The organism is Caviibacterium pharyngocola (assembly GCF_002795405.1).
GTDB lineage: Bacteria > Pseudomonadota > Gammaproteobacteria > Enterobacterales > Pasteurellaceae > Caviibacterium > Caviibacterium pharyngocola.
In genome coordinates, this window is sequence record NZ_PHGZ01000006.1 from 142,142 (window position 1) to 163,682 (window position 21,541).

Consider the following 21,541-nt stretch of genomic DNA (forward strand, 5'->3'; position numbering starts at 1 on the left):
ACCCCATAAACGATGTTATTTGAGAAAGTCCATTTTATTTTTAATATCAATGGATTCGTGTAATTCCGACCAAACTATTAGGGCGCGTCCTTGGCGAATTTCATCAAGTAGTTTGGTGGTTTTTTGTTCTAAAGAAAGCTCTTCGGAACCGTAATCCGTCCCTTCGCGTAAAATAAAACTTTCGACGATATTTTGTAACGTTTCCGCTTCTAATTCTTGCCAAGGAATAATCATAATGTTACCTAAAAATTCAAATTATGCAAATAGCAGTTCGATAAGTTTCCATTGCTGCTCAAAACTTTGATTCGGCGTATGGCGGAAGTTCGAACGTACATAGCGCATAAATTGCCCTTCGCAAAAGGTGACCAAATACGCGGCAACGGTGCGTTCGTCCGTGCTAAAGGATTTTCCTTCGCGCAATTTTCGCATTTGCAAAATATTCACGAATTGCAATTCCAAGCGATCAAAAAACTGCGCTACGCGCGCTTGCAACTGCGGCGATTCGAACATTAAGGCGTGACCGGTCAATACGCGGGTCAGTCCCGGGTTTTTACGCGCAAAATCCAAAATCATTTGCAAAATATCGCGCACGCGATTCATCGTATTGGTTTCGTTTTTAATCGAATGATTGATACGGCTGAATAAATTTCCTTCGATATTATCGATTAATGCCTCGAAGATTTTGGTTTTGCTCGGAAAATAGCGATAGAGCGCCGCTTCGGATACACCGACTTCTTCCGCCAAACGTGCCGTTGTCATTCGTTCCATCCCGCGTTCGGAATGCAACATATGGGTCAACACGGTAAGCACTTGCTGACGGCGTTCTTTGACGCTGCGTTTCATCGGTTTTTCCATTATTGTTTACCCGAATGACCGAAACCGCCTTCGCCGCGATCCGTTTGTTCGAAATCCGTGACGATATTAAATTCCGCTTGCACCACCGGCACGAACACGAGCTGCGCAATGCGATCGCCGACTTCTACTTTAAACGGCGTATCGCCGCGATTCCACATCGAAACCATTAGCGGGCCTTGATAATCCGAGTCGATTAAACCCACAAGATTGCCCAATACGATGCCGTGTTTATGACCTAAACCGGAACGCGGTAAAATCACCGCTGCCAAATTCGGATCGGCGATATAAATCGATAAGCCGGTCGGAATTAGCTTGGTTTCGCCCGGTTGTAATTCGAAACTTTCTTCTGTCAAGGCGCGTAAGTCCAAACCGGCGGAACCGGAGGTGGCATAAGTCGGTAACGGAAATTCCGTGCCGATACGTTGATCAAGAATTTTAACGTCAATTTTTTTCATTTTTTTTCCTTATCGATTATCAACGGAAGACTGATTGTAGCGCGCAATTATTTTCTCAACAAGTTGCGCCGAAAGATTGCGTTTGGTGTCTTGCGGCAAACTTTCCGCGCCGTTTTGCCAGAATAGTTGCAATGCGTTATGTTCGCTGTTAAAGCCCAGTGCGCTGTCGGAAACATCATTAGCGCAAATCATATCCAGATTTTTGCGTTGTAATTTATCTTTCGCATACTCCGCCACATTTTGCGTTTCCGCCGCAAAACCGACCACAAAAGGTCGTTTTTCGCGTAATTGTGCGACATTGGTGATAATATCCGGATTTTTCACTAATTTTAGCGTGAGTTCATCATTATCGGCGGTTTTTTTGATTTTCTGCGTCGCAATTTGTTCAAGGCGATAATCGGCAACGGCGGCGCAGCCGATAAATATGTGATTTTCCACCGCACTTTGCATTGCTTGTTGATACATTTGTTGTGCGGAAACCACATCAATACGCGTCACATTGCGCGGCGTCGGCAAATTCACCGGACCTGCGATCAGCGTGACTTTCGCGCCGCGTTCGGCAAAGGCGTCGGCAAGAGCGAATCCCATTTTGCCGGAACTGTGATTACTGATATAGCGAACGGGATCAATGGCTTCGCGCGTCGGGCCGGCGGTGATGACCACGTTTAAATGGGCTAAATCGCGACGTGGCGCAACGACGGCGCAAAGTGCGGTGTAAATTTCCGTCGGTTCCGACATTCGCCCGAAACCTACGTCGCCGCAGGCTTGTGCGCCGCTATTCGGCCCGACGGTATGAATGCCACGCGCAACGAGTTGGCGTAAATTTTGTTGGGTCACGGACTGGGCGAACATTTGTTGATTCATCGCCGGCGCCAGCAAAATCGGCGAGGCGGTAGCAAGGCAAATGGTCGAAAGCAGATCGTTCGCCATTCCCGCATTTAAGCGCGCGATAAAATCCGCGCTGGCGGGCGCAATAACCACAAGATCCGCCCATTTTGCCAGTTCGATATGCCCCATTGCGAGCTCGGCTTGCGGATCTAACAAGGATTGCGACACCGCATTGCCGGAAATGGCTTGCAAAGTTAACGGCGTGACGAATTGTGCGGCGGCGGGCGTTAATACGACGCGCACTTCCGCGTTGCTTTTGCGCAACAGGCGAATCAATTCAATGGTTTTATAAGCGGCGATTCCGCCGGTAATGCCGACGACAATTCGTTTTCCTTGAAGATCTTGCATTGTTAGCCCTTAATCACAATTAAAAGTGCGGTCATTTTACTGTAATTTTTCCGAAGAAAAAATTTTATTTTGCGATCCGCTACGCAAAATTCATCGGCTTGTTTTACAAAATCGTGCCAAGCCTTTATTGTCCTGCCAAAAAGAGGAGAAACAGACGGCGATGAACGAATTAATGCCGCGCGAAAAACTGCTTCGTTTCGGCGCAAGCGCGTTAACGGATGAGGAATTATTAGCGATTTTCTTGCGCACCGGCATTAAAGGCTGTCCGGTAATGCAATTATCGCACGAAGTATTAACGCATTTCGGCTCGCTACGCGGCTTAATTCGCGCCGAACAACAGGCATTTTGCGCGGTAAAAGGCTTGGGCATAACTCAATTTATTCAACTGCAAGCCTGCACCGAAATGACCAAGCGCTATTTATCGCAAACGCTGGAAATCGCCGATGAATTCACCGATCCGCAAGCGGTGCGAATGTATTTACAAACGGAACTGGAAAACAAAGAACGGGAAGTTTTCGTGGTTTTATTTTTAGACAATCGACATCGCCTAATTAAAAAAGAAGAAATGTTTCTCGGTACGATTAACAGCGCTGCAGTTTATCCGCGCGAGATTATTAAAACCGCTTTGTGCTATAATGCGGCGGCGGTTATTTTAGCCCATAATCATCCTTCCGGCGAAGCACAACCCAGTCAATCGGACAAATTAATTACCGACAAAATCAAACAAGCGGCGGAAATTGTGGAAGTGCGCGTGTTGGATCATTTTATTATCGGCAAAGGCTGTTATTTTTCTTTTTGTGAAAACGGCTGGATCTAGGATCTTTTGGGGATCATCCTTTTCTGTTGCTCACTTTTTTATCATTTATTTCGTGAAATACCGTAATTAGACTTGAGAATAATTAATAAAGTGAGTATAATTTGCCACCTTTAATATAGTATGCGGGTCGGTTACAGCGACCTGACGAGGTAGCTTGCAAATTTCGATTTGCAGTAATCCGAACCCTAAGCTCGAGCTTATATTTGATTTATTGGAGATTAATATGTCTAGAGTCTGTCAAGTAACAGGCAAGCGTCCGGCAGTTGGTAACAACCGTTCGCACGCATTGAATGCGACTCGTCGTCGTTTTCTTCCTAACTTACACACTCACCGTTTCTGGGTTGAGAGTGAAAACCGTTTCGTAACTTTACGCTTAACAGCGAAAGGTATGCGTATTATTGATAAAAAAGGCATCGATGCAGTGTTAGCTGAAATCCGTGCTCGTGGCGAGAAAATCTAAGGAGCTAAAAAATGGCAGCTAAAGGTGCTCGTGAGAAAATCCGTTTAGTTTCAACCGCTGAAACCGGTCATTTCTATACAACAACTAAAAATAAACGTAATATGCCTGAAAAAATGGAAATCAAAAAATTTGATCCGGTAGTGCGTAAACACGTTATTTACAAAGAAGCTAAAATCAAATAATTTAGTTTTCGATGAAAGAACCCGACTTGTTCGGGTTTTTTTACATCCGTTATTATCATAATCCCTGTTAATCAAAAGGAAACGCCAATGCCGGAATTACCCGAAGTTGAAACCGCACTGAACGGCATAAGCCCTTATGTAAAGGGTTTTCTCATTGAAAAAATCGTGGTGCGTCAAGCCAAATTACGTTGGGAAGTCAGTCCGGAATTATGCCGATTTCACGGTGTAAAAGTCACCGCACTTAGCCGTCGTGCGAAATACCTGATTTTTCACACGGAACAAGGTTATATCATCGGACATTTAGGAATGTCCGGCTCGGTGCGCATTGTGCCGCACGACAGCCCGATTGATAAACACGATCATCTTGATATTGTAATGAATAACGGAAAATTGCTGCGTTATAACGATCCGCGACGGTTCGGCGCGTGGTTATGGACGAATAATCTTGAGGATTTTTATCTATTCCTGAAATTAGGCCCCGAACCTTTATCGGAGGAATTTAACGGCGAGTATCTATTTAAAAAATCTCGGCAAAAAAACACCGCACTTAAAACTTTTTTAATGGATAATTCGGTCGTGGTCGGCGTAGGCAATATTTACGCCAACGAAACCTTATTTTTATGCGGACTTCACCTGCAAAAAACAACCAAAACCATCAGCCGAAAACAAGCGGATTTATTGGTCGATACCATCAAACAAGTGTTGAGTGATGCCATAAAACAAGGCGGCACAACGTTAAAAGATTTCTTACAACCCGACGGACGTCCGGGTTATTTTGCACAAGAATTATTAGTGTACGGACACAAAGACAAACCTTGCCCGAAGTGCGGTGGAAAAATCGAAAGTTTAATTATCGGTCAACGTAACAGCTTTTTCTGCCCGAAATGCCAGAAAAAATAATCGCGCCGTGTTTGATTATTTTTGAAATTCATTCAACATCGCAATAATGCATTGCTGCTGTTTTGCCGTTAAACAACGAAAATATTTCAGCAGCAACAATTCTTCCGACGTCAATTTTTGCCCTTCCGTTTCCTCTTTCCCATAACGCAACCAATCCGGACTGACGTTCAGCCATTTAGACAATGTCGCAATTTTATCGGGCGTAGGAATAGATTGCCCGATTAGCCAATTATGTACGGCTTGTGGCGTAATCGGGTTATTCGGATGACGAAGATTAAAACGATTGGCGATCTCCGATAAGGAAAGCGAATCGGAACCGGCTAACTCAAGCGCCGCTTTTAATCGTTTACTAAAGCCAAGTTTATCTTGTTCGGTATGCATTGATTACAATAAGCGTAATTACATTATTCGCGGTTTACCCGCGTCAAAATCAAAAATCGGCAATCATAAGGATTGTTTTCGTCTGCGGGGCGGTATTCTTCAAAGTCGATTTGCCAATCTTGCGGGTTAATCGCGGGGAAGAAGGTGTCGCCTTCAAGTTCCGTTTGAATTTCCGTCAGGTAAAGTCGGTCGGCGAGCGGAAGGTATTGTTTAAATAGTTCGCCGCCACCGATAAGCATTATTTCCGCCGAATCTTTGACAAAATCCACCGCACTTTCCAAGCTATTTTTCCAAATAACGCCCGCTTGTTGATAAGGGCGGTGGGAGAGCACGATGTTGGTGCGTTTAGGCAGCGGAAAACCGATGCTTTCGAAGGTTTTGCGACCCATAATCACCGGTTTTCCCGTGGTGTTGCGGCGAAACCACGCGAGATCGGCGGGCAAATGCCAAGGCATTTGATTGTCTTTTCCGATCACGCGGTTTTTTGTCATTGCGACGATAAGGCTTAAACTCATAAGATTCCTTGTATTCGGCTGATGTCTTGCGCTTACTATACCACAGGTTTTTGTCGATAGAACAGTAAGCCGGGCAAGGCTAAGCCGAAAACCAAGGCGCCCAGAATAAAGCCGGTTTTAATAAAATAATCGATCATTTGACTGAACAGTTGATCCGACGCGCCGTAATGATGAATCTGCACGATGGCTATCATCGCTTTATAAGCGTAAACGCCCGGAATCATCGGAATGACCGCTGCGACGGTAAACACTTTCGGGTGTGCCAAATAGCGGTGCGACAGGTGAACGCCGATAAAGCCGATTAAGCTTGCGCCGAGAAAGGTGGCGAACACCAAAGGTACGTCAAAATACACCAAAAAAGTGCGCAATGCGTGGCCGAGCGCGCCGAGAATCGCGCAATATTTTAGGGCTTGCGGCGGCACGTTAAACACTAGCGCAAAACCGACGGCGGGAATCGCGGCGAAAAACATATCGTCTAATAAACTGAGAATTAATGTCATCATTTAGCGCCCCCAACTGGTAATATCTAATACGGCGAGCGCCAAAACAATGCCGAGACAAGCGCCGAAAGTCAGGATCGTCGCAATGGTCCAGCGGCCCAGCCCCATATTAACGTGTCCCTTCAGAATATCCGCGAGGGAATTGATCAACGGAAAACCGGGAACCAACAATAAAACGCTCGATGCCAAAGCGATTTGCGGATCATTGCCGAGGTTATATTTTAACGCGACGCCGGACACCATTGAGGCGACAAAGGCGGTGACGGCAAACACGATCAGCGGATTATAATGGCGCGCGGCAAGGCTTTGACGCACGAACATCGCCACGGCGGCGGCAATGAAAGTAATCAACGAAATCATCGGATCACCGCCGGAAAGATGGGCGAAACTGGCGCAAGATAAACCGATCATCAACACGACGAAATAACGGTTATATTTAAGCGGTTTGATTTTATCCAATTTCTCGCGCACCTGACGCATATCGTAAATTTTATGCTCCGCCGTAATCACAATGCGTTGCACAGCGGTCACAACGTGCATATTAATGCCTTTATCGACGTTTTTACGCGCCGTGGTAATACAATGTCCGTCGCACAAAGTGGTTAAAATCACTGCATTGGGCGTCAGCGCACATTCTACGCTTTCCATTCCCAGCGCCAAACCCAAACGGTTCGCCATTTGCACCACAACGGTGCTTTCGGCGCCGTGCTGCAACAGCATTAACGCCGCTTGCACGCAGAGGCGGGTGACTTCCCGTTGTCGCTCGGCGTGCTGTTCGTTTTGCATAGTCATAGTTAACCCTTTCATAAAAATAAACCTTGCATATTATATGCCCTTCATCAAAATAAAATTTGTTTTAAATCATAGAAGTGCGGTGGAAATCAGATGATTTTTTACAGGTTTAATGCTAATTTAAGGGCATTTTCGGCTACAGAATGAAATTTATGGAAAACAGCAAAAAAGAAAAAACCATCGTCGTTAAATTCGGCACTAGCACTTTAACCCAAGGTTCGCCAAAGTTGAACCGTGCGCATATGATGGAAATCGTGCGCCAAATCACGCAGTTACACCAAGCGGGATTTCGCGTGATTATCGTTTCTTCCGGCGCAATGGCGGCAGGGCGGCATTATTTGAATCACCCGCAATTACCGCCGACCATCGCCTCGAAACAGCTACTTGCCGCCGTTGGGCAGAGCCAGTTGATCCAAACGTGGGAGCAGTTGTTTGCGGTGTATGATATTCATATCGGGCAGATTTTGCTGACCCGCGCGGATATCGAAGATCGCGAACGGTTTTTAAATGCGCGCGATACTTTGCACGCACTGTTAGATAATCGCATTATTCCGGTCATCAATGAAAACGATGCCGTTGCTACGGCGGAAATTAAAGTCGGTGATAACGATAATTTATCCGCCCTCGTTGCGATTTTAGCCCAAGCGGAGCAGCTTTATTTACTCACCGATCAGCAAGGCTTATTTGACAGCGATCCGCGTAAAAATCCGCAGGCAAAATTGATTCCGGTGGTGGATAAAATTACCGATCATATTCGTTCGATCGCTGGTGGCAGCGGCACGAATCTAGGTACGGGCGGAATGTCCACCAAAATCACCGCCGCCGATGTCGCTACGCGTTCCGGCGTCGAAACCGTTATCGCACCGGGCAACCGACCGAATGTGATCGCGGATTTGGCTTACGGCAAAGCCATCGGCACGAAATTTACCGTGCAAACGGATCGTTTGGAAAGTCGCAAACAATGGTTGTTCGCCGCGCCTGCAGCGGGCGTTGTGGTCATTGATGACGGCGCAGAAAGTGCGGTGTTAATTCAGCACAAATCTTTATTACCGGCGGGTATTGTGGAAATCGACGGGCGTTTTTCGCGCGGCGAAGTGGTGAAAATCCGCACCCGTAGCGGCAAAGACATCGCCTTAGGCGTACCGCGTTATAACAGCGATGCCCTTTCCCGCATTAAAGGACAAAAATCCCAAGATATCGAACGCATCCTCGGCTATGAATACGGCTCCGTCGCCGTGCATCGTGATGATATGATTGTGTTGTAACGCGAAAAAAGCAGATTGTCGAATCTCAACAACCTGCTTTCATTCGGAGGGAAATAAGCGATTATTTCCCTGTTTTACCGAGATTAATATTCAAAGCCGATACCAGCCCCCGCAGACACATCGCTGGCGGTGTTTGCCGTACCAGTTAATTTAAGTACGACTTTTCCGTTATCACTCGCTTTTGACCAACCGACTGCAACGGCGGACTCGCCTTTGTATGTCCCTACCGAAACAGCAAGCATTGATCTACCTGCTGTTTTTACTTGAGGTAAGGAAATACCCGCCGCTACATTGGCGCCTATACCACGCATTTCTTTACGTGTTTTATTAATGCGATTATCTAATTCAACAACGCGTTGGTTGGTTTCATTGAGTTGGCTGACATTCACTGCATCCGTCGGATTTGTACCGCGTGCAACGTTAGTAACGCGTTGTCCGCCAGCATTAATACCGGAAGCTGTCATACTCGGTCCGCCTTTAATTGCTACGCCCTGAGAGTTGATTGTAGTATTACCTGCTGTGAGTGAATTAACCTTAACGTCATCGGCAAGATCAACCACGTATTCATTGCCGCCTGTACTATTTGGTTTAGCGGCTTTTTTCACTTGAATATTTTTACTGCCAGCAACAACGGATTCTTCTTTTGTTGATAAAGCGCTTGTTCCAGCGTCACCTTTATCACCTTTATCACCTTTGTCGCCTTTAGGGCCTTGCGGACCGGTTGCGCCAGTATCGCCTTTGTCACCTTTAGGACCTTGTGAACCGGTTGTGCCGGTATCACCTTTGTCGCCTTTAGGACCTTGCGGACCGGTTGCGCCGGTATCGCCTTTGTCACCTTTAGGACCTTGTGGACCGGTTGCGCCGATATTTCCCTTGTCGCCTTTAGGACCTTGCGGACCGGTTGCGCCGGTATCTCCTTTGTCACCTTTAGGACCTTGTGGACCGGTTGCGCCAGTATCACCTTTGTCGCCTTTAGGGCCTTGCGGACCGCTTGCGCCGGTATCGCCTTTGTCACCTTTAGGACCTTGTGGACCTTTTAGATCAGGATCTGTTTTGATTTTATCTTTATCCAAGCCGACAAAAATATATTTTTCACCGTTTTTTTCTACTTCAGTTGCACTTAATCCATCACCAAAATCAAATTTTAAACCGTTTACTAGCGTATTTAATAGCACGCTTGTACCTTGCGTATAAGTACCGCTATTTGTTCCTTTACTATAAATTGAAATAGTTGGTGTGAGTGTATCGACTAAACTGTATAGCTGGCTGCCGTTAACTGCATCGGTACTGGTTTTTGAAATTAGACCGGCTGCGACGTTTTGAATTCGTCTTTCTTCACCGACTTTCCCGACCGAAACCACTCCGCTAGCTTTGCTGCCGGCAAAATTATTGAAGGTTTGATTACGAATAGTAACGGATGTGTAGTCCGTTATACCTGCAGTTTTTTCTGTTAGCGTACCTGTGGTTGCGGCGGCACTACCGAGCGCAACGGATTTTGCTATATTGGCTACCGCGTTATGCCCGATAGATACGATATCGGATGCAGTGATTTCATTTTCTGTATCGGCAGATCCCAGCACGATATTATGCGAAACATCGGTTAACTTATGATTATCACCGATAAGCACGATATTTTTACTTCCCGTGATCGTATTTTTTGTGCCTATAATGGAAATATTATTAACATTTGATGCGGTATTTTTATAACCGTTAATTAAATTATATTTACTTACGGAAGTGTTTGTACCGATTAGGCTGTTGTTTACCCCGATCATTTGTGAAGCTTGAGTATAATCTGCCGTATTACCTCCCCCGATAGCGAGTGTTGCGCCACCTTCGGATGATTGTACAGTAGATCTTAATTTGTCGGACATTTCATCAACGGTATCGCTTCCTCCGCTAATACCTGAAATTGACAGAATAGAGTTGGAAATTTTATTTCCGGCACCAAAAATTAATGCACCGTTCGAATTTTCTGCTGTGTTTGCAACACCAACTATGCTATTGGCAATGCCGCTACTACCATTATGTCCTTTAGAACGAATACTGTTTAGCGACCCAAAAACATTGGCACCAAAGTTTTGTGAACCGAACCATAAACTATTGAATCCACCTGAGCTATTGAAATCACCGGTGATAATTGAATATGCGCCCAACATACTACTAAGAGCACCTTTATTATAGGTATTGGTTCCTATTGTCGTCATACCGACAATATTGGCTTCACCATTTGTTGCTGCTGTAACATCAATGCCACCCATTTTCCCTGTATAAGTATGCGATCCGATTTGTACACTACTGGTTCGGGCATAAGAGTTTGTACCGATTGCAATCCCACCTGCAATACGTGAAGTGTCTTTAGGCGTATATGTTTTACTGAAAAATCCACCGCTTACATTCCAGTTGGATTTATCGAAACTGAGTTCATATTCTTGTTGTCCGGAACCATTAAGTACATATGCGCTTTTACCTATAGCAATACTTGTTAATGGATAGCCGTTAGAAGCAACACGTGCGCCGTTTCCCAGTCCAATACTGCTATCCCCATCCACCCTAGACTCATTACCGATAGCGATTGCGGAAGCTGTTTGGGATTGTGCTTTTTTACCAATCGCAACGGAGGTATCAGCATTAGTAGAACTTCCCGTACCGTAAGCTACACCAGTTCCGGCACCTGTCGCTGTATCGGCAGCATTGGTATAACCAATGGATAACAGTAATGTTGCAGCAGTGGTTAACGTGATTTTTCCTATTCGTTTTACGGAAGAGTGATAATAATCCGTATGTAGAATCGAATAATTTATATTAGTATCAAATTTCTTGTTCATATAGATAGCCTCATAAATTAACAGATAGAAACGAATTGTGATGAAAATAGCTTTATATTTTGTTTAAAGCATAATCAATTAAAGACTGAAGAAGTAAGTAGATTAAATAATCTTTACATATATTTACAAATATATATAAAGATTATCAAAATGAATGGTAGAAAAGGTGTAGAAATAGACGTGCTTTACAAGGAATACATTTTTTAACACAACAAAAAACCGTGCCTTTCGACACGGTTTTTGCTTTTTTTATCGGAAGAATATTTACAGAATATCCAATAATTCCACTTCGAACACCAAGGTGCTGAACGGTGGGATAGATGCGCCGGCGCCGCGTTCGCCGTACGCTAAGAAATGCGGGATGGTTAATTTCCATTTTGAGCCTACCGGCATCATTGATAAGGCTTCAACCCAACCGGCGATGACGCCGCTGACCGGAAATTCCGCCGGTTGACCGCGTTTGACGGAGCTGTCGAACACCGTGCCGTCGATTAATGTACCGGTGTAATGAACGCGAACTTGGTCTTGGCGGCTTGGCACCGCGCCGTTGCCTTCGACCAACACTTCATATTGCAAACCGGTATCGGTGACTTTCACGCCGTCTTTTTTCGCATTTTCTTCAAGGTATTGCTTACCGGCTTCTTCAATTTGTTTGAATTGTGCTTGCGCCGCTTCTTGTGCTTGTTGTTGCAACTGTTGTAGCGCTTGGCTGACTTCGTTTAAATCTAACGCCGGTGCGTTTTGATTAAGCGCGTCGTAAATGCCTTTTGCCACGGCTTCGGCTTTCACCGCTAATTGGCTGTCAACTAATTGTTGACCGATTTGTAAACCGATGCCGTAGCTGCCTTTGGCGGATACGTCGTCTAATGAAACTTGTTCGAAAAATTGTTTTGTCATTGTTTTTCCTTTGTTGTTGAAAATTATTTTTTATAGGCTAATACATTGCCCACACGGGTCGGGACATCCACATCCAAATATTCCGCCAAAGTAACGCGATCGGCTTGGAACAGGTTGATCACTGTTGAACCGAGTTGGAAGGCGCCCATTTCTTGTCCCTTGCGTAATTGCATTGCGTTTTCGCCGTCGTAAGTCCAAATTTTAACCTCGTTCGGACGCGGCGGATTGATCATGCCCGCCCACGCGGTGCTAATGCTGGCGGTGATGGTTGCGCCCACTAAAATTTGTACCATTGTGCCGAATTCGGTATCAAAAACACAAATCACCCGTTCGTTGCGCGCTAATAAATTCGGGATATGTTCGTTTAAAAACGGATTCACCGAAAATAAATCGCCCGGTACATAAATCATTTTGCGCAATGTGCCGTCGCACGGCATATGCACACGGTGATAATCTCGCGGTGAAAGATAAGTGGTGGCGAATTCGCCGTTTTTAAAGGCTTCCGTTAAAGCTTGATCACCGGCGAGCAAATCTTCCAAACGGAAAGAATGTCCCTTGGCTTGTAACAATAAATTGTCTTCGATATGCCCCAACTGGCTGATACGTCCGTCCGCCGGCAAACAAAGTGCGGTCGGATTTTGTTCGATTTTTCGCGCGCCTTCCGCAAGCGGGCGAATAAAAAATTCGTTGAAACTGGCGTAATCTTTAAAATCCGGTTTCGCCGCTTCCGTCATATCGACTTGATATTTTTTGGCGAACAGTTTAATGACGAAATGCGTCACCGCGCCCCATTTTTGTTTTGCAAACCAACCGGCTAATCGGGTTAAATAAAGCTGCGGCATCAAATATTGAAACGCAATCTTTACACGTTGCCAATACGTCGGTTGTTTTTTTTCTGAATTATACATAGCATCTTCCTTCTTCAATTCGGATCCGGATTATAACAACTTATTCGACTTGTGCAATGATCGGGCGAACTTGCTTGCTTTCGCGAAAAAATAGCGCTAGGGTAAGCACTTTCTGAAATCGAATCGCATTGAGGCGCAGATGAACGAGCAAGATTTATTGAAATTGGATAAGCAACATATTTGGCATCCTTATTCGGCGGTGGGTGCCGATATGCCGATGTATGCCGTCGAGCGGGCGGAAGGCGTAACCATTCACTTGAAAAACGGTCGAACTCTGATTGACGGAATGTCTTCGTGGTGGGCTGCGCTGCACGGTTATAATCATCCGACATTAAACCGCGCGGCAATCGATCAATTAGCGAAAATGAGCCATATTATGTTCGGCGGTCTCACTCACGATCCCGCCGGCGAATTAGCGCAACGTTTGGTTAAGCTGTTGCCGCAAGGCTTGGATAAAATCTTTTTTGCCGACAGCGGCTCCGTCGCCGTGGAAGTGGCGATGAAAATGGCGCTGCAATATCAACGGGCGAAAGGCGAAAACACACGCTGCAAATTCGCTACAATCCGCGCCGGTTATCACGGCGATACTTGGCACGCAATGTCCGTTTGCGATCCCATCACCGGAATGCACGGCTTGTTTGCACAACGTTTGCCGTTGCAATATTTCTTACCGCAGCCGAAAACCGCTTTTGATCAATCTTGGAACGAAGACGATATCCGACCGCTGCGCGATTTATTGGCGCAAAAGTGCGGTGAAATTGCGGGATTAATTTTAGAACCTGTGGTACAAGGTGCTGGTGGGATGTATTTTTATTCGCCGACTTATTTGGAAAAAGCCCGCGAATTATGCGATCAATACGGCGTATTGCTGATCTTTGACGAAATCGCCACGGGCTTCGGGCGCACGGGCAAATTATTCGCCACCGAATACACCCGTATCAAACCGGATATTATGTGTTTAGGCAAGGCGTTAACCGGCGGATATATGACCCTTTCGGCAACGGTGACGACCGAACGAATTGCCGAAATGATTTGCCAAGGCGAAGCGAAATGTTTTATGCACGGCCCAACGTTTATGGGTAATCCGTTGGCGTGCGCCGTGGCGTGTGCGTCTATTGATTTATTATTGGCAAGCGATTGGCAAAATAAGGTGCGCCGCATTGAGCAACAATTAAAAGCGGAATTGGCGCCGGCAGCGAGTTTTCGCGCGGTAAAAGAGGTCCGCGTTCTTGGGGCGATCGGTGTACTTGAAATGCACGAACCTGTTAATATTGCGCAATTACAGCCGAAATTCGTGGAAAAAGGCATTTGGCTGCGCCCGTTCGGACGCTTGGTTTATGTAATGCCGCCTTTTATTATCGAACCGGCGCAATTATCAACACTTACCGCCGGTTTATTGGCGGTGATCAAGGACGTTTATAATGAATCATCTTGCTGATTATGCCGAACATTTAGCCCGTTTACGCGACATCGGGCAATGTCGCGCGCTACCGGAATTGGTGCATCAAGGGCGTTATATTGAAAAAGACGGTCGCCGAATGTTGAATATGTCGTCGAACGATTATCTCGGTTTGGCGAATGATCCGGCGCTACAACAAGAATTTCTGGCAAAATATGCGGAAAAACTACCGCACTTTACATCTTCTTCCTCGCGATTATTGACCGGTTCCTTTCCCGAATATCAAGCGCTGGAAAGCCTGCTGGCGCAGCGTTTCGGGCGAGAAAGCGCGTTGTTGTTCAACAGTGGTTATCACGCCAATATCGGCATTTTACCGGCTGTAGCGGACAAAAAGACCTTAATTCTGGCGGATAAATTGGTACACGCCAGTATGATTGACGGAATTCGCTTAAGCGGTGCGGATTTTCTGCGTTATCGACATAATGATTATGCGCATTTGGAATCGCTGTTGAACAAACATCAGGCAAATTATCGCCGCATTATTATTGTGACGGAATCCGTGTTCAGTATGGACGGCGATAAGGCGGATTTAGCGCAGCTGGTTGCTTTCAAACAGCGATTCGGCAATATTTTGCTTTATGTGGACGAAGCACACGCTATCGGCGCTTACGGCGAACAAGGCTTGGGCGAAGCGGAAGTGCAGGGTTGTTTGCGCGACATCGATTTTCTCGTTGGCACTTTCGGTAAAGCCTTGGCGTCAATGGGCGCTTATGTGGTGTGCGATGCCGTGATGAAAGATTATTTAGTCAATACAATGCGCCCGCTAATTTTCTCTACCGCCTTGCCGCCGTTTAATATTGCGTGGAGCTTATTTCTATTCGAAAAACTACCGCACTTTGCCGCGAAACGCGCGCATTTGGCGCGTTTGAGCGAGTATCTGCGCGCGCAAATCGGTACGCATTTTGCCCGTCCGATGCCGAGCCAAAGTTGCATTGTGCCTTATATTATCGGTGATAATCAAAAAACCGTCGAAACTGCGTTGGAATTACAGCGTCAAGGTTATTATTGCCTGCCGATTCGCCCGCCGACAGTGCCGCAAGGAACGTCAAGAATTCGCTTGTCTTTAACGGCGGATATGACAATGGACGAAGTGGTGCAATTTATGGACTGTTTAAAACAAATGGCAGTGAAATAGAAGGTTATCAAATGCAAACAAAAGCAATTTATCACAACGGGACGCAACTGATCGTTTATTTTGCCGGTTGGGGAACGCCGCCGAGCACCGTGGAACATTTGTGTTTGCCGCCCGATACCGATTTGCTGATTTGTTATAATTATCAAGATCTTAGCCTTAATGTGGATTTTTCCGCTTACCAAGGCATTAAGCTGGTGGCTTGGTCAATGGGCGTGTGGGCGGCGGATCAGGTAATGGCGGGCGTGCCTTTGCTTTCCGCTACGGCAATTAACGGCACTGGCGCGCCTTGTCACGATCAATTCGGTATTCCGACGGCGATTTTTCAAGGCACGTTGGAGGGATTAAACGAGAGTAATTTGGTGAAATTTCAACGCCGAATGTGTGGCGATAAAACTGTATTTCAGCAATATCAACAGCTGGAAGGGCTGCAAAGTGCGGTGGAAAATCAGCAAGAATTGACCGCACTTTATCAAGGTATTCAACAACCTTCGGCGCAAGCGGTTCGTTGGACAAAAGCCGTTATCGGGCAGCAAGATCGTATTTTTCCGCCGGAAAATCAACAGCGTTATTGGCAAAGTTATTTCGGGCAACACAGCGATCATATCGTCGAATCGGCGTTGCCGCATTATCCTTTCGCGGCATTTTCTCATTGGGCGGAATTATGTTGACGCATAATAAAGATCGCATTTGCCGCTGCTTTTCGCAAGCTTTGACAACCTATGACGAGCAAGCGCAGGCGCAACAACAAATTAATCGTCGCTTGACGGACATTTTGTTAGCTCAAGGCGCACGGCAATTTGCCCGCTTATTGGAAATCGGCTGCGGTACAGGGCAACTCACCCGTCTGTTATGCGCCGAATTACAGGTGGAACAATGGCATTTAAACGATCTTTGTCGCACGGAGCCGCAAATCGCAGAAATTTTGCACGGGCAAGATTATCGCTTTTATTGCGCCGACGCTGAACATTATACTTTTCCTGCGCAATACGATCTGATCGTCTCGGCTTCCGCCGTGCAATGGTTTGATGATCCTTTGGATTTTGTGACGCGTAGCCGCGCCTTGCTCAAACCGGACGGTTATCTTTTATTCAGCACCTTTGCGCCGCAAAATTTGGCGGAGATTCGTGCCTTGACCAGTGTCGGTTTGAATTATCCGCATTTGCAACAATGGCAAGACGCCTTGCAGAAAGATTTCAAGGTGCTGCACTTGCAGCAACAAAACATTCGATTAATTTTTTCTTCGCCGCTTGCCGTGTTGCAACATCTTAAAGCCACCGGCGTGACGGCGGTGGGACAAGGGCATTGGACGAAAACCCAATTACAGCAATTTTCGCAAGATTATCGGCATAATTTCGCCGATTCGGCAGGAAAAGTGCGGTTAACTTATCAGCCGATTTTTGTCTTGGCGCAAAAACAGGGAGAAAAAACAAATGACAGCGCAAATTTTATTTGTTTCGGGAATTGATACGGATATCGGCAAAACCGTGGCGACGGGCGTATATGCCAAAAAGTTGGCACAGCAAGGTTTTTCCGTCATCACGCAGAAAATGATTCAAACCGGTTGCGAAGAAATGTCGTCGGATATTTTGGTGCACCGTAAAATAATGGGCATTGCGCCGACGGCGGAGGATTTGCAAGGTATCACTTGCCCGTATTTATTCGCTTATCCTTGCTCGCCGCATTTGGCGGCAAAAATGGAAAATCGGCAAATTTCCACCGCACTTATTCGCGCAGCGACGGCGCAGTTGGCGCAGAAATATGATTATGTGCTGTTAGAAGGCGCGGGCGGGCTGTTCGTGCCTTATGACGAAACGCATACCACGGCGGATTATTTGCGCGAATGCGGTTATCCGCTGATTTTGGTGACTTCCGGCAAGTTGGGCAGTATTAATCACACTTTATTGAATTTATCCGCTTGCCGCCAGTATGGTATCGAATTGCATACGTTGATTTATAATCGCTATCCGCCGGCGGATGAAATTATCGGCACGGAAACGGAACGCTATTTGCAGGATTATTTGCAACGGCATTTTCCGCAAGCGACATTCGAGATATTGGAGTCGCTCGATGATTAGTGCGGTGGAAATTCCGACTTTTTCGCATAAAAAATGATAATTTCCTTTGACTAATCGCCAATCAAAAGGTAATATTCACGCCCTATGCAAAAGGTAAAACTACCCCTCACTACCGATCCGGTAAAAGACGCACAACGTCGGTTGGATTACAACGGTTATTACGCCGCGTCCCAACTTACGCGTTTGGCGGATTCGGTGGTTAAAGTGCTCAGCGATGCACAGGTTACATTATCGTTTTTCATTGATCCGCAAAAATTGGTGGTAATGAAAGGCAAGGCGAGCGTTGACGTCGAATCGGAATGTCAACGTTGTGCGGAAACTTTCGTTCAAACGCTTCACTGTGAATTTTGTTACAGTCCTGTGGCTAATTTGGATCAAGCCGATGAATTACCGGAGATTTATGAACCGATTGAATTTAACGAATTCGGTGAAATAGATTTAATCGGTACGATTGAAGATGAATTAATACTCAGTCTTCCGATTGTTCCGATGCATTCATCTGAACACTGTGAAGTGTCCGTGGCTGAACAGGTTTTTGGCGAATTGCCGGAAGAACTGGCAAAAAAACCGAACCCGTTCGCTGTATTAGCTAGTTTAAAGAAATAGTAAATTTAGGAGTATAGCCAATGGCTGTTCAACAAAATAAAAAATCTCGTTCACGTCGTGATATGCGTCGTTCACACGATGCTTTAACTACCGCAGCGGTATCCGTTGATAAAGCAAGCGGTGAAACACATTTACGCCACCACGTAACTGCTGACGGTTACTATCGCGGTCGTAAAGTGATCAATAAGTAATTTATTACTTATAAGGTAATCACTTGAACCGTCTAACCCTCGCGTTAGATGTGATGGGCGGGGACGTAGGTCCCCGTATTACTATCCCCGCATCAATTAAAGCGTTGGAAAATGATCCGATGCTGTCTTTATTATTGTTCGGCGATCGCCAACAAATCACACCTTTGCTTGAAAAGGTTCCCGAATCGATTCTTTCCCGTTTAACCGTTTGTCATTGCGCGCGCGTAGTGGAAAATTCGCAAGGATTATCTTATGCATTGCGTCGTAGCAAAGGCACGTCGATGCGTTTGGCGATTGAAGCCGTGCAGAAAGGCGAAGCACAAGGTTGCGTCAGTGGCGGTAATACGGCGGCGTTAATGGGATTGGCAAAGATTATTTTACAGCCGCTAAAAGGTATTGAACGACCGGCGTTGGTTTCCGTGATCCCGACAATGACAGGCGAACAAAGCGTAATGTTGGATTTGGGCGCGAATATTGAATGCAGCGCGGAAAATTTATATCAATTCGCCGTAATGGGCGCTATTTTTGCCGAAAATCGCTTGGGTTTGGTTTTCCCGCGTGTGGCGTTGTTGAATATCGGTATCGAAGAAATTAAAGGCTATAAATCCATTCGCGATGCGGCGGAAATGTTAAAAAATAATACCACCTTGAATTATATCGGTTTTATTGAAGGCGACTTATTGCTTAACGGCAAAGCGGACGTGATTGTCAACGACGGATTCGTCGGTAATGTGGCGCTTAAAACGCTGGAAGGTGCGGCGAAAAACGTGATTTCGTTATTTAAAGGAAATGCCGCCTTGAATAAAACCAATCATATTTGCAAGCCGCTGTTCGCGTGGTTGGTGAAAAAACTTTTCTTAAAAGGCAGTTATCAGCGCTTGAAACAGATCAACCCCGATCAATATAACGGCGCGTCATTAATCGGTTTGACTTCCGTTGTGGTAAAAAGTCACGGCGGTGCAAATTCCGAAGCCTTTGCTTATGCCATTGCGGATGCGGCATTACAGGCGCGCCAACAAATTCCGACGAAAATTTTAGCCGGTTTGGAAAAATATTAAACCCGTTTTATTAATGATCCGAGATTGTTATGTACAGTAGAATCTTATCCACCGGTAGCTATATGCCGGCATATATTAGAACCAATTCCGATTTGGAAAAAATGGTTGATACCTCCGACGAATGGATTACCACGCGTTCCGGAATCAAAGAGCGTCGTATCGCCTCCGAACACGAAACCGTGGCGACAATGAGCTTTGAAGCGGCGAAAAACGCTTTGGAAGCAGCGAATATCGATCCTAATGATCTTGATTTAATCTTAGTGGCGACCACCACAAATTCTCACGGTTATCCGAGTGCAGCTTGTCAAGTGCAGGGAATGTTGGACGTTCAAGATGCGATTTCCTTTGATTTGGCGGCGGCTTGCACCGGTTTTGTCTATGCGTTGAGCGTTGCGGATCAATTTATTCGCACCGGCAAAGTAAAAAAAGCTTTGGTCATCGGCGCGGATCTTAATTCGCGCAAATTAGACGAAACGGATCGCGGCACGGTGATTTTATTCGGCGACGGTGCGGGCGCGGTAATTTTAGAAGCGTCGGAACAGGAAGGTATTATCTCCACTCATTTGCACGCAAGTGCGGATAAAAACGACGTACTTTCGTTGCCGAACGTTGAACGCGGCGAACAGCAATCGGGCTTTATTAAAATGCAAGGTAACGAAACCTTTAAATTAGCGGTGCGCGAACTTTCTAACGTTGTAGAAGAAACCTTGGCAGCAAATTGCTTGGATAAAAAAGATATTGATTGGTTGGTTCCTCACCAAGCTAATTTGCGTATTATTGCCGCAACGGCGAAAAAATTGGATATGGATATGTCTCAAGTAGTCGTCACCTTAGATCGTTATGGTAATACCAGTGCGGCGACCGTGCCGGTAGCGTTGGACGAAGCGGTACGCGACGGGCGTATTCAACGCGGTCAGCTGCTTTTATTGGAAGCTTTCGGCGGTGGTTGGACTTGGGGATCTGCATTAGTTAGGTTTTAATATATAGAGAAGTGAGAAGGGAAGTAAAATGAAAAAATTTGCAATGGTTTTTCCGGGACAGGGATCTCAATCCGTCGGAATGTTAGCGGAATTGGCAACGGAATATCCGATCGTAGAGGAAACCTTTAAACAGGCTTCCGAGGTTTTGGGTTACGATTTATGGAATTTGGTTCAACAAGGCCCTGCGGAAGAATTAAATAAAACGTGGCAAACTCAGCCCGCACTTTTAACGGCTTCCGTGGCGATTTATCGCGTCTGGCAACAAAAATATCCGACTTTAGTGCCGGAAGTAATGGCTGGACATAGTTTGGGCGAATATTCTGCCTTGGTGTGTGCCGGTGCGATTGATTTTCAAGACGCGGTGAAATTAGTGGAATTACGCGGTAAATTAATGCAGCAAGCCGTGCCGGAAGGTACCGGGGCGATGTATGCGATTATCGGTTTGGATAACGAAAGTATCATCAATGCTTGTAGAAACGCGGAACAAGGCGAAGTCGTTTCCGCCGTGAATTTCAATTCACCGGGACAAGTGGTTATCGCCGGCGCCAAGGCGGCGGTCGAACGTGCGGCGGCGGCGTGTAAAGAAGCCGGTGCAAAACGTGCATTGCCGTTGGCGGTGAGCGTGCCGTCACATTGTGCGTTAATGAAACCGGCGGCGGATCAGCTTGCCGTTTCTTTAGAAAGCATTGCGGTGAAAACGCCGACGATTCCGGTGATTAACAACGTTGATGTGAAAGCGGAAACCGAAACACACGAAATTCGCACCGCACTTGTGCGCCAACTTTATAGTCCGGTTCGCTGGACGGAAAGCGTGGAAAAAATGGCGCGCGGCGGCATTGAAGTGTTGGTTGAAATCGGCCCGAATAAGGTGTTAACCGGTTTAACCGGTCGCATTGTAAAAGAATTAGGGTCAAAAGCCGTTAATGATCCGGCATCGTTAAATTCGGTAGAAGAAATTTTGGCTTAATTAAATGTAATAAAGCAGGGTCGCACTAGGTGCGACCACAGACGAATATTGCCTTATTGCATAAATAGTTGGAGTAACA

Annotated in this window: 26 protein-coding genes; 15 read left to right on the plus strand and 11 right to left on the minus strand. The window is 46.1% G+C overall.

Going from position 1 to position 21,541, the window contains the following annotated elements; genetic code table 11:
* Nucleotides 1–15: 15 nt before the first annotated feature.
* From CVP04_RS03205 to coaBC, 4 genes are read right to left on the minus strand one after another with little or no spacing between them, the layout of a single operon-like run.
* Nucleotides 16–234: a YheU family protein gene (locus tag CVP04_RS03205; protein WP_100296077.1), complete on the minus strand. Its 219-nt coding sequence runs from the start codon at nt 232–234 to the stop codon at nt 16–18.
* A gap of 21 nt (nt 235–255) precedes the next feature.
* Nucleotides 256–855 carry a nucleoid occlusion factor SlmA gene (gene slmA, locus CVP04_RS03210; protein WP_100296078.1) on the minus strand — a complete coding sequence of 200 codons (600 nt, stop codon included), beginning with the start codon at nt 853–855 and terminating at the stop codon, nt 256–258.
* The gene (gene dut, locus CVP04_RS03215; RefSeq protein ID WP_100296079.1) at nt 855–1,310 is read right to left on the minus strand and encodes a dUTP diphosphatase; all 456 of its coding nucleotides are present in this window, start codon (nt 1,308–1,310) and stop codon (nt 855–857) included. Before dut ends, slmA begins: the two co-directional genes overlap by 1 nt.
* 9 nt (nt 1,311–1,319) lie before the next feature.
* Nucleotides 1,320–2,546 (minus strand): bifunctional phosphopantothenoylcysteine decarboxylase/phosphopantothenate--cysteine ligase CoaBC, encoded by a 1,227-nt coding sequence (gene coaBC, locus CVP04_RS03220; protein WP_100296080.1) that lies wholly within the window; start codon nt 2,544–2,546, stop codon nt 1,320–1,322.
* Nucleotides 2,547–2,706: 160 nt separating this feature from the next.
* Between coaBC and radC the strand changes: the two genes are divergently transcribed.
* The 4 genes from radC (at nt 2,707) to mutM (ending at nt 4,905) form a co-directional block, all read left to right on the plus strand.
* Nucleotides 2,707–3,363 carry a RadC family protein gene (gene radC / locus CVP04_RS03225; RefSeq protein WP_100296135.1) on the plus strand — a complete coding sequence of 219 codons (657 nt, stop codon included), beginning with the start codon at nt 2,707–2,709 and terminating at the stop codon, nt 3,361–3,363.
* A 223-nt stretch (nt 3,364–3,586) separates the two neighbouring features.
* Nucleotides 3,587–3,823: a 50S ribosomal protein L28 gene (gene rpmB / locus CVP04_RS03230; RefSeq protein WP_005599762.1), complete on the plus strand. Its 237-nt coding sequence runs from the start codon at nt 3,587–3,589 to the stop codon at nt 3,821–3,823.
* Between the two features lie 11 nt (nt 3,824–3,834).
* Nucleotides 3,835–4,005, plus strand: coding sequence for a 50S ribosomal protein L33 (rpmG, locus tag CVP04_RS03235; RefSeq protein ID WP_005542835.1), 171 nt, complete (start codon nt 3,835–3,837; stop codon nt 4,003–4,005).
* An 87-nt stretch (nt 4,006–4,092) separates the two neighbouring features.
* Entirely contained in the window at nt 4,093–4,905 is an 813-nt protein-coding gene (mutM, locus tag CVP04_RS03240) for a bifunctional DNA-formamidopyrimidine glycosylase/DNA-(apurinic or apyrimidinic site) lyase (RefSeq protein ID WP_100296081.1), read from the plus strand.
* A 15-nt stretch (nt 4,906–4,920) separates the two neighbouring features.
* Here mutM and CVP04_RS03245 read toward each other — a convergent pair whose 3' ends face one another.
* From CVP04_RS03245 to CVP04_RS03260, 4 genes are read right to left on the minus strand one after another with little or no spacing between them, the layout of a single operon-like run.
* Nucleotides 4,921–5,286 carry a helix-turn-helix domain-containing protein gene (locus CVP04_RS03245; RefSeq protein WP_100296082.1) on the minus strand — a complete coding sequence of 122 codons (366 nt, stop codon included), beginning with the start codon at nt 5,284–5,286 and terminating at the stop codon, nt 4,921–4,923.
* A gap of 23 nt (nt 5,287–5,309) precedes the next feature.
* Nucleotides 5,310–5,801: a type 3 dihydrofolate reductase gene (folA, locus tag CVP04_RS03250; RefSeq protein WP_100296083.1), complete on the minus strand. Its 492-nt coding sequence runs from the start codon at nt 5,799–5,801 to the stop codon at nt 5,310–5,312.
* 35 nt (nt 5,802–5,836) lie between these two features.
* Nucleotides 5,837–6,301, minus strand: a complete 465-nt coding sequence (locus CVP04_RS03255; RefSeq protein WP_100296136.1) for a threonine/serine exporter family protein — start codon at nt 6,299–6,301, stop codon at nt 5,837–5,839.
* Between the two features lie 3 nt (nt 6,302–6,304).
* Nucleotides 6,305–7,087: a threonine/serine exporter family protein gene (locus CVP04_RS03260; protein WP_100296137.1), complete on the minus strand. Its 783-nt coding sequence runs from the start codon at nt 7,085–7,087 to the stop codon at nt 6,305–6,307.
* 158 nt (nt 7,088–7,245) lie between these two features.
* Between CVP04_RS03260 and proB the strand changes: the two genes are divergently transcribed.
* Nucleotides 7,246–8,358, plus strand: coding sequence for a glutamate 5-kinase (gene proB, locus CVP04_RS03265; protein WP_100296138.1), 1,113 nt, complete (start codon nt 7,246–7,248; stop codon nt 8,356–8,358).
* A gap of 83 nt (nt 8,359–8,441) precedes the next feature.
* Here proB and CVP04_RS12420 read toward each other — a convergent pair whose 3' ends face one another.
* From CVP04_RS12420 to asd, 3 genes are all read right to left on the minus strand, one after another.
* Complete coding sequence (locus CVP04_RS12420) at nt 8,442–11,186, minus strand: YadA-like family protein (RefSeq protein WP_100296084.1); 2,745 nt, start codon at nt 11,184–11,186, stop codon at nt 8,442–8,444.
* 264 nt (nt 11,187–11,450) lie between these two features.
* The gene (gene bamJ / locus CVP04_RS03275; protein WP_100296085.1) at nt 11,451–12,083 is read right to left on the minus strand and encodes a BamJ family beta-barrel-assembly machinery protein; all 633 of its coding nucleotides are present in this window, start codon (nt 12,081–12,083) and stop codon (nt 11,451–11,453) included.
* A gap of 23 nt (nt 12,084–12,106) precedes the next feature.
* On the minus strand, nt 12,107–12,991 hold the full coding sequence (gene asd, locus CVP04_RS03280; RefSeq protein ID WP_100296086.1) for an archaetidylserine decarboxylase: 885 nt from the start codon (nt 12,989–12,991) through the stop codon (nt 12,107–12,109).
* Nucleotides 12,992–13,130: 139 nt separating this feature from the next.
* On the opposite strand from asd, the gene bioA reads away from it, so the two are divergent.
* The 10 genes from bioA to fabD all read left to right on the plus strand — a co-directional run bounded on the left by bioA (nt 13,131) and on the right by fabD (nt 21,462).
* Nucleotides 13,131–14,429 carry an adenosylmethionine--8-amino-7-oxononanoate transaminase gene (gene bioA, locus CVP04_RS03285; protein ID WP_100296087.1) on the plus strand — a complete coding sequence of 433 codons (1,299 nt, stop codon included), beginning with the start codon at nt 13,131–13,133 and terminating at the stop codon, nt 14,427–14,429.
* A complete protein-coding gene (bioF, locus tag CVP04_RS03290; RefSeq protein ID WP_100296088.1) occupies nt 14,413–15,585 on the plus strand; it encodes an 8-amino-7-oxononanoate synthase in 1,173 nt (390 codons plus the stop codon). Before bioA ends, bioF begins: the two co-directional genes overlap by 17 nt.
* Nucleotides 15,586–15,596: 11 nt before the next feature.
* Entirely contained in the window at nt 15,597–16,253 is a 657-nt protein-coding gene (locus CVP04_RS03295; RefSeq protein WP_100296089.1) for a DUF452 family protein, read from the plus strand.
* Nucleotides 16,247–17,050 carry a malonyl-ACP O-methyltransferase BioC gene (bioC, locus tag CVP04_RS03300; protein WP_100296090.1) on the plus strand — a complete coding sequence of 268 codons (804 nt, stop codon included), beginning with the start codon at nt 16,247–16,249 and terminating at the stop codon, nt 17,048–17,050. Before CVP04_RS03295 ends, bioC begins: the two co-directional genes overlap by 7 nt.
* On the plus strand, nt 17,016–17,660 hold the full coding sequence (gene bioD / locus CVP04_RS03305) for a dethiobiotin synthase (protein ID WP_100296091.1): 645 nt from the start codon (nt 17,016–17,018) through the stop codon (nt 17,658–17,660). The genes bioC and bioD overlap by 35 nt, the downstream gene beginning before the upstream one ends.
* Nucleotides 17,661–17,744: 84 nt before the next feature.
* Entirely contained in the window at nt 17,745–18,266 is a 522-nt protein-coding gene (gene yceD / locus CVP04_RS03310; RefSeq protein WP_100296092.1) for a 23S rRNA accumulation protein YceD, read from the plus strand.
* 20 nt (nt 18,267–18,286) lie between these two features.
* Nucleotides 18,287–18,457, plus strand: a complete 171-nt coding sequence (rpmF, locus tag CVP04_RS03315) for a 50S ribosomal protein L32 (RefSeq protein WP_005544470.1) — start codon at nt 18,287–18,289, stop codon at nt 18,455–18,457.
* Between the two features lie 23 nt (nt 18,458–18,480).
* Nucleotides 18,481–19,515: a phosphate acyltransferase PlsX gene (gene plsX, locus CVP04_RS03320; protein ID WP_100296093.1), complete on the plus strand. Its 1,035-nt coding sequence runs from the start codon at nt 18,481–18,483 to the stop codon at nt 19,513–19,515.
* Between the two features lie 29 nt (nt 19,516–19,544).
* A complete protein-coding gene (locus CVP04_RS03325) occupies nt 19,545–20,495 on the plus strand; it encodes a beta-ketoacyl-ACP synthase III (RefSeq protein WP_100296094.1) in 951 nt (316 codons plus the stop codon).
* Nucleotides 20,496–20,523: 28 nt separating this feature from the next.
* Nucleotides 20,524–21,462, plus strand: coding sequence for an ACP S-malonyltransferase (gene fabD / locus CVP04_RS03330; protein WP_100296095.1), 939 nt, complete (start codon nt 20,524–20,526; stop codon nt 21,460–21,462).
* Nucleotides 21,463–21,541: the final 79 nt, after the last annotated feature.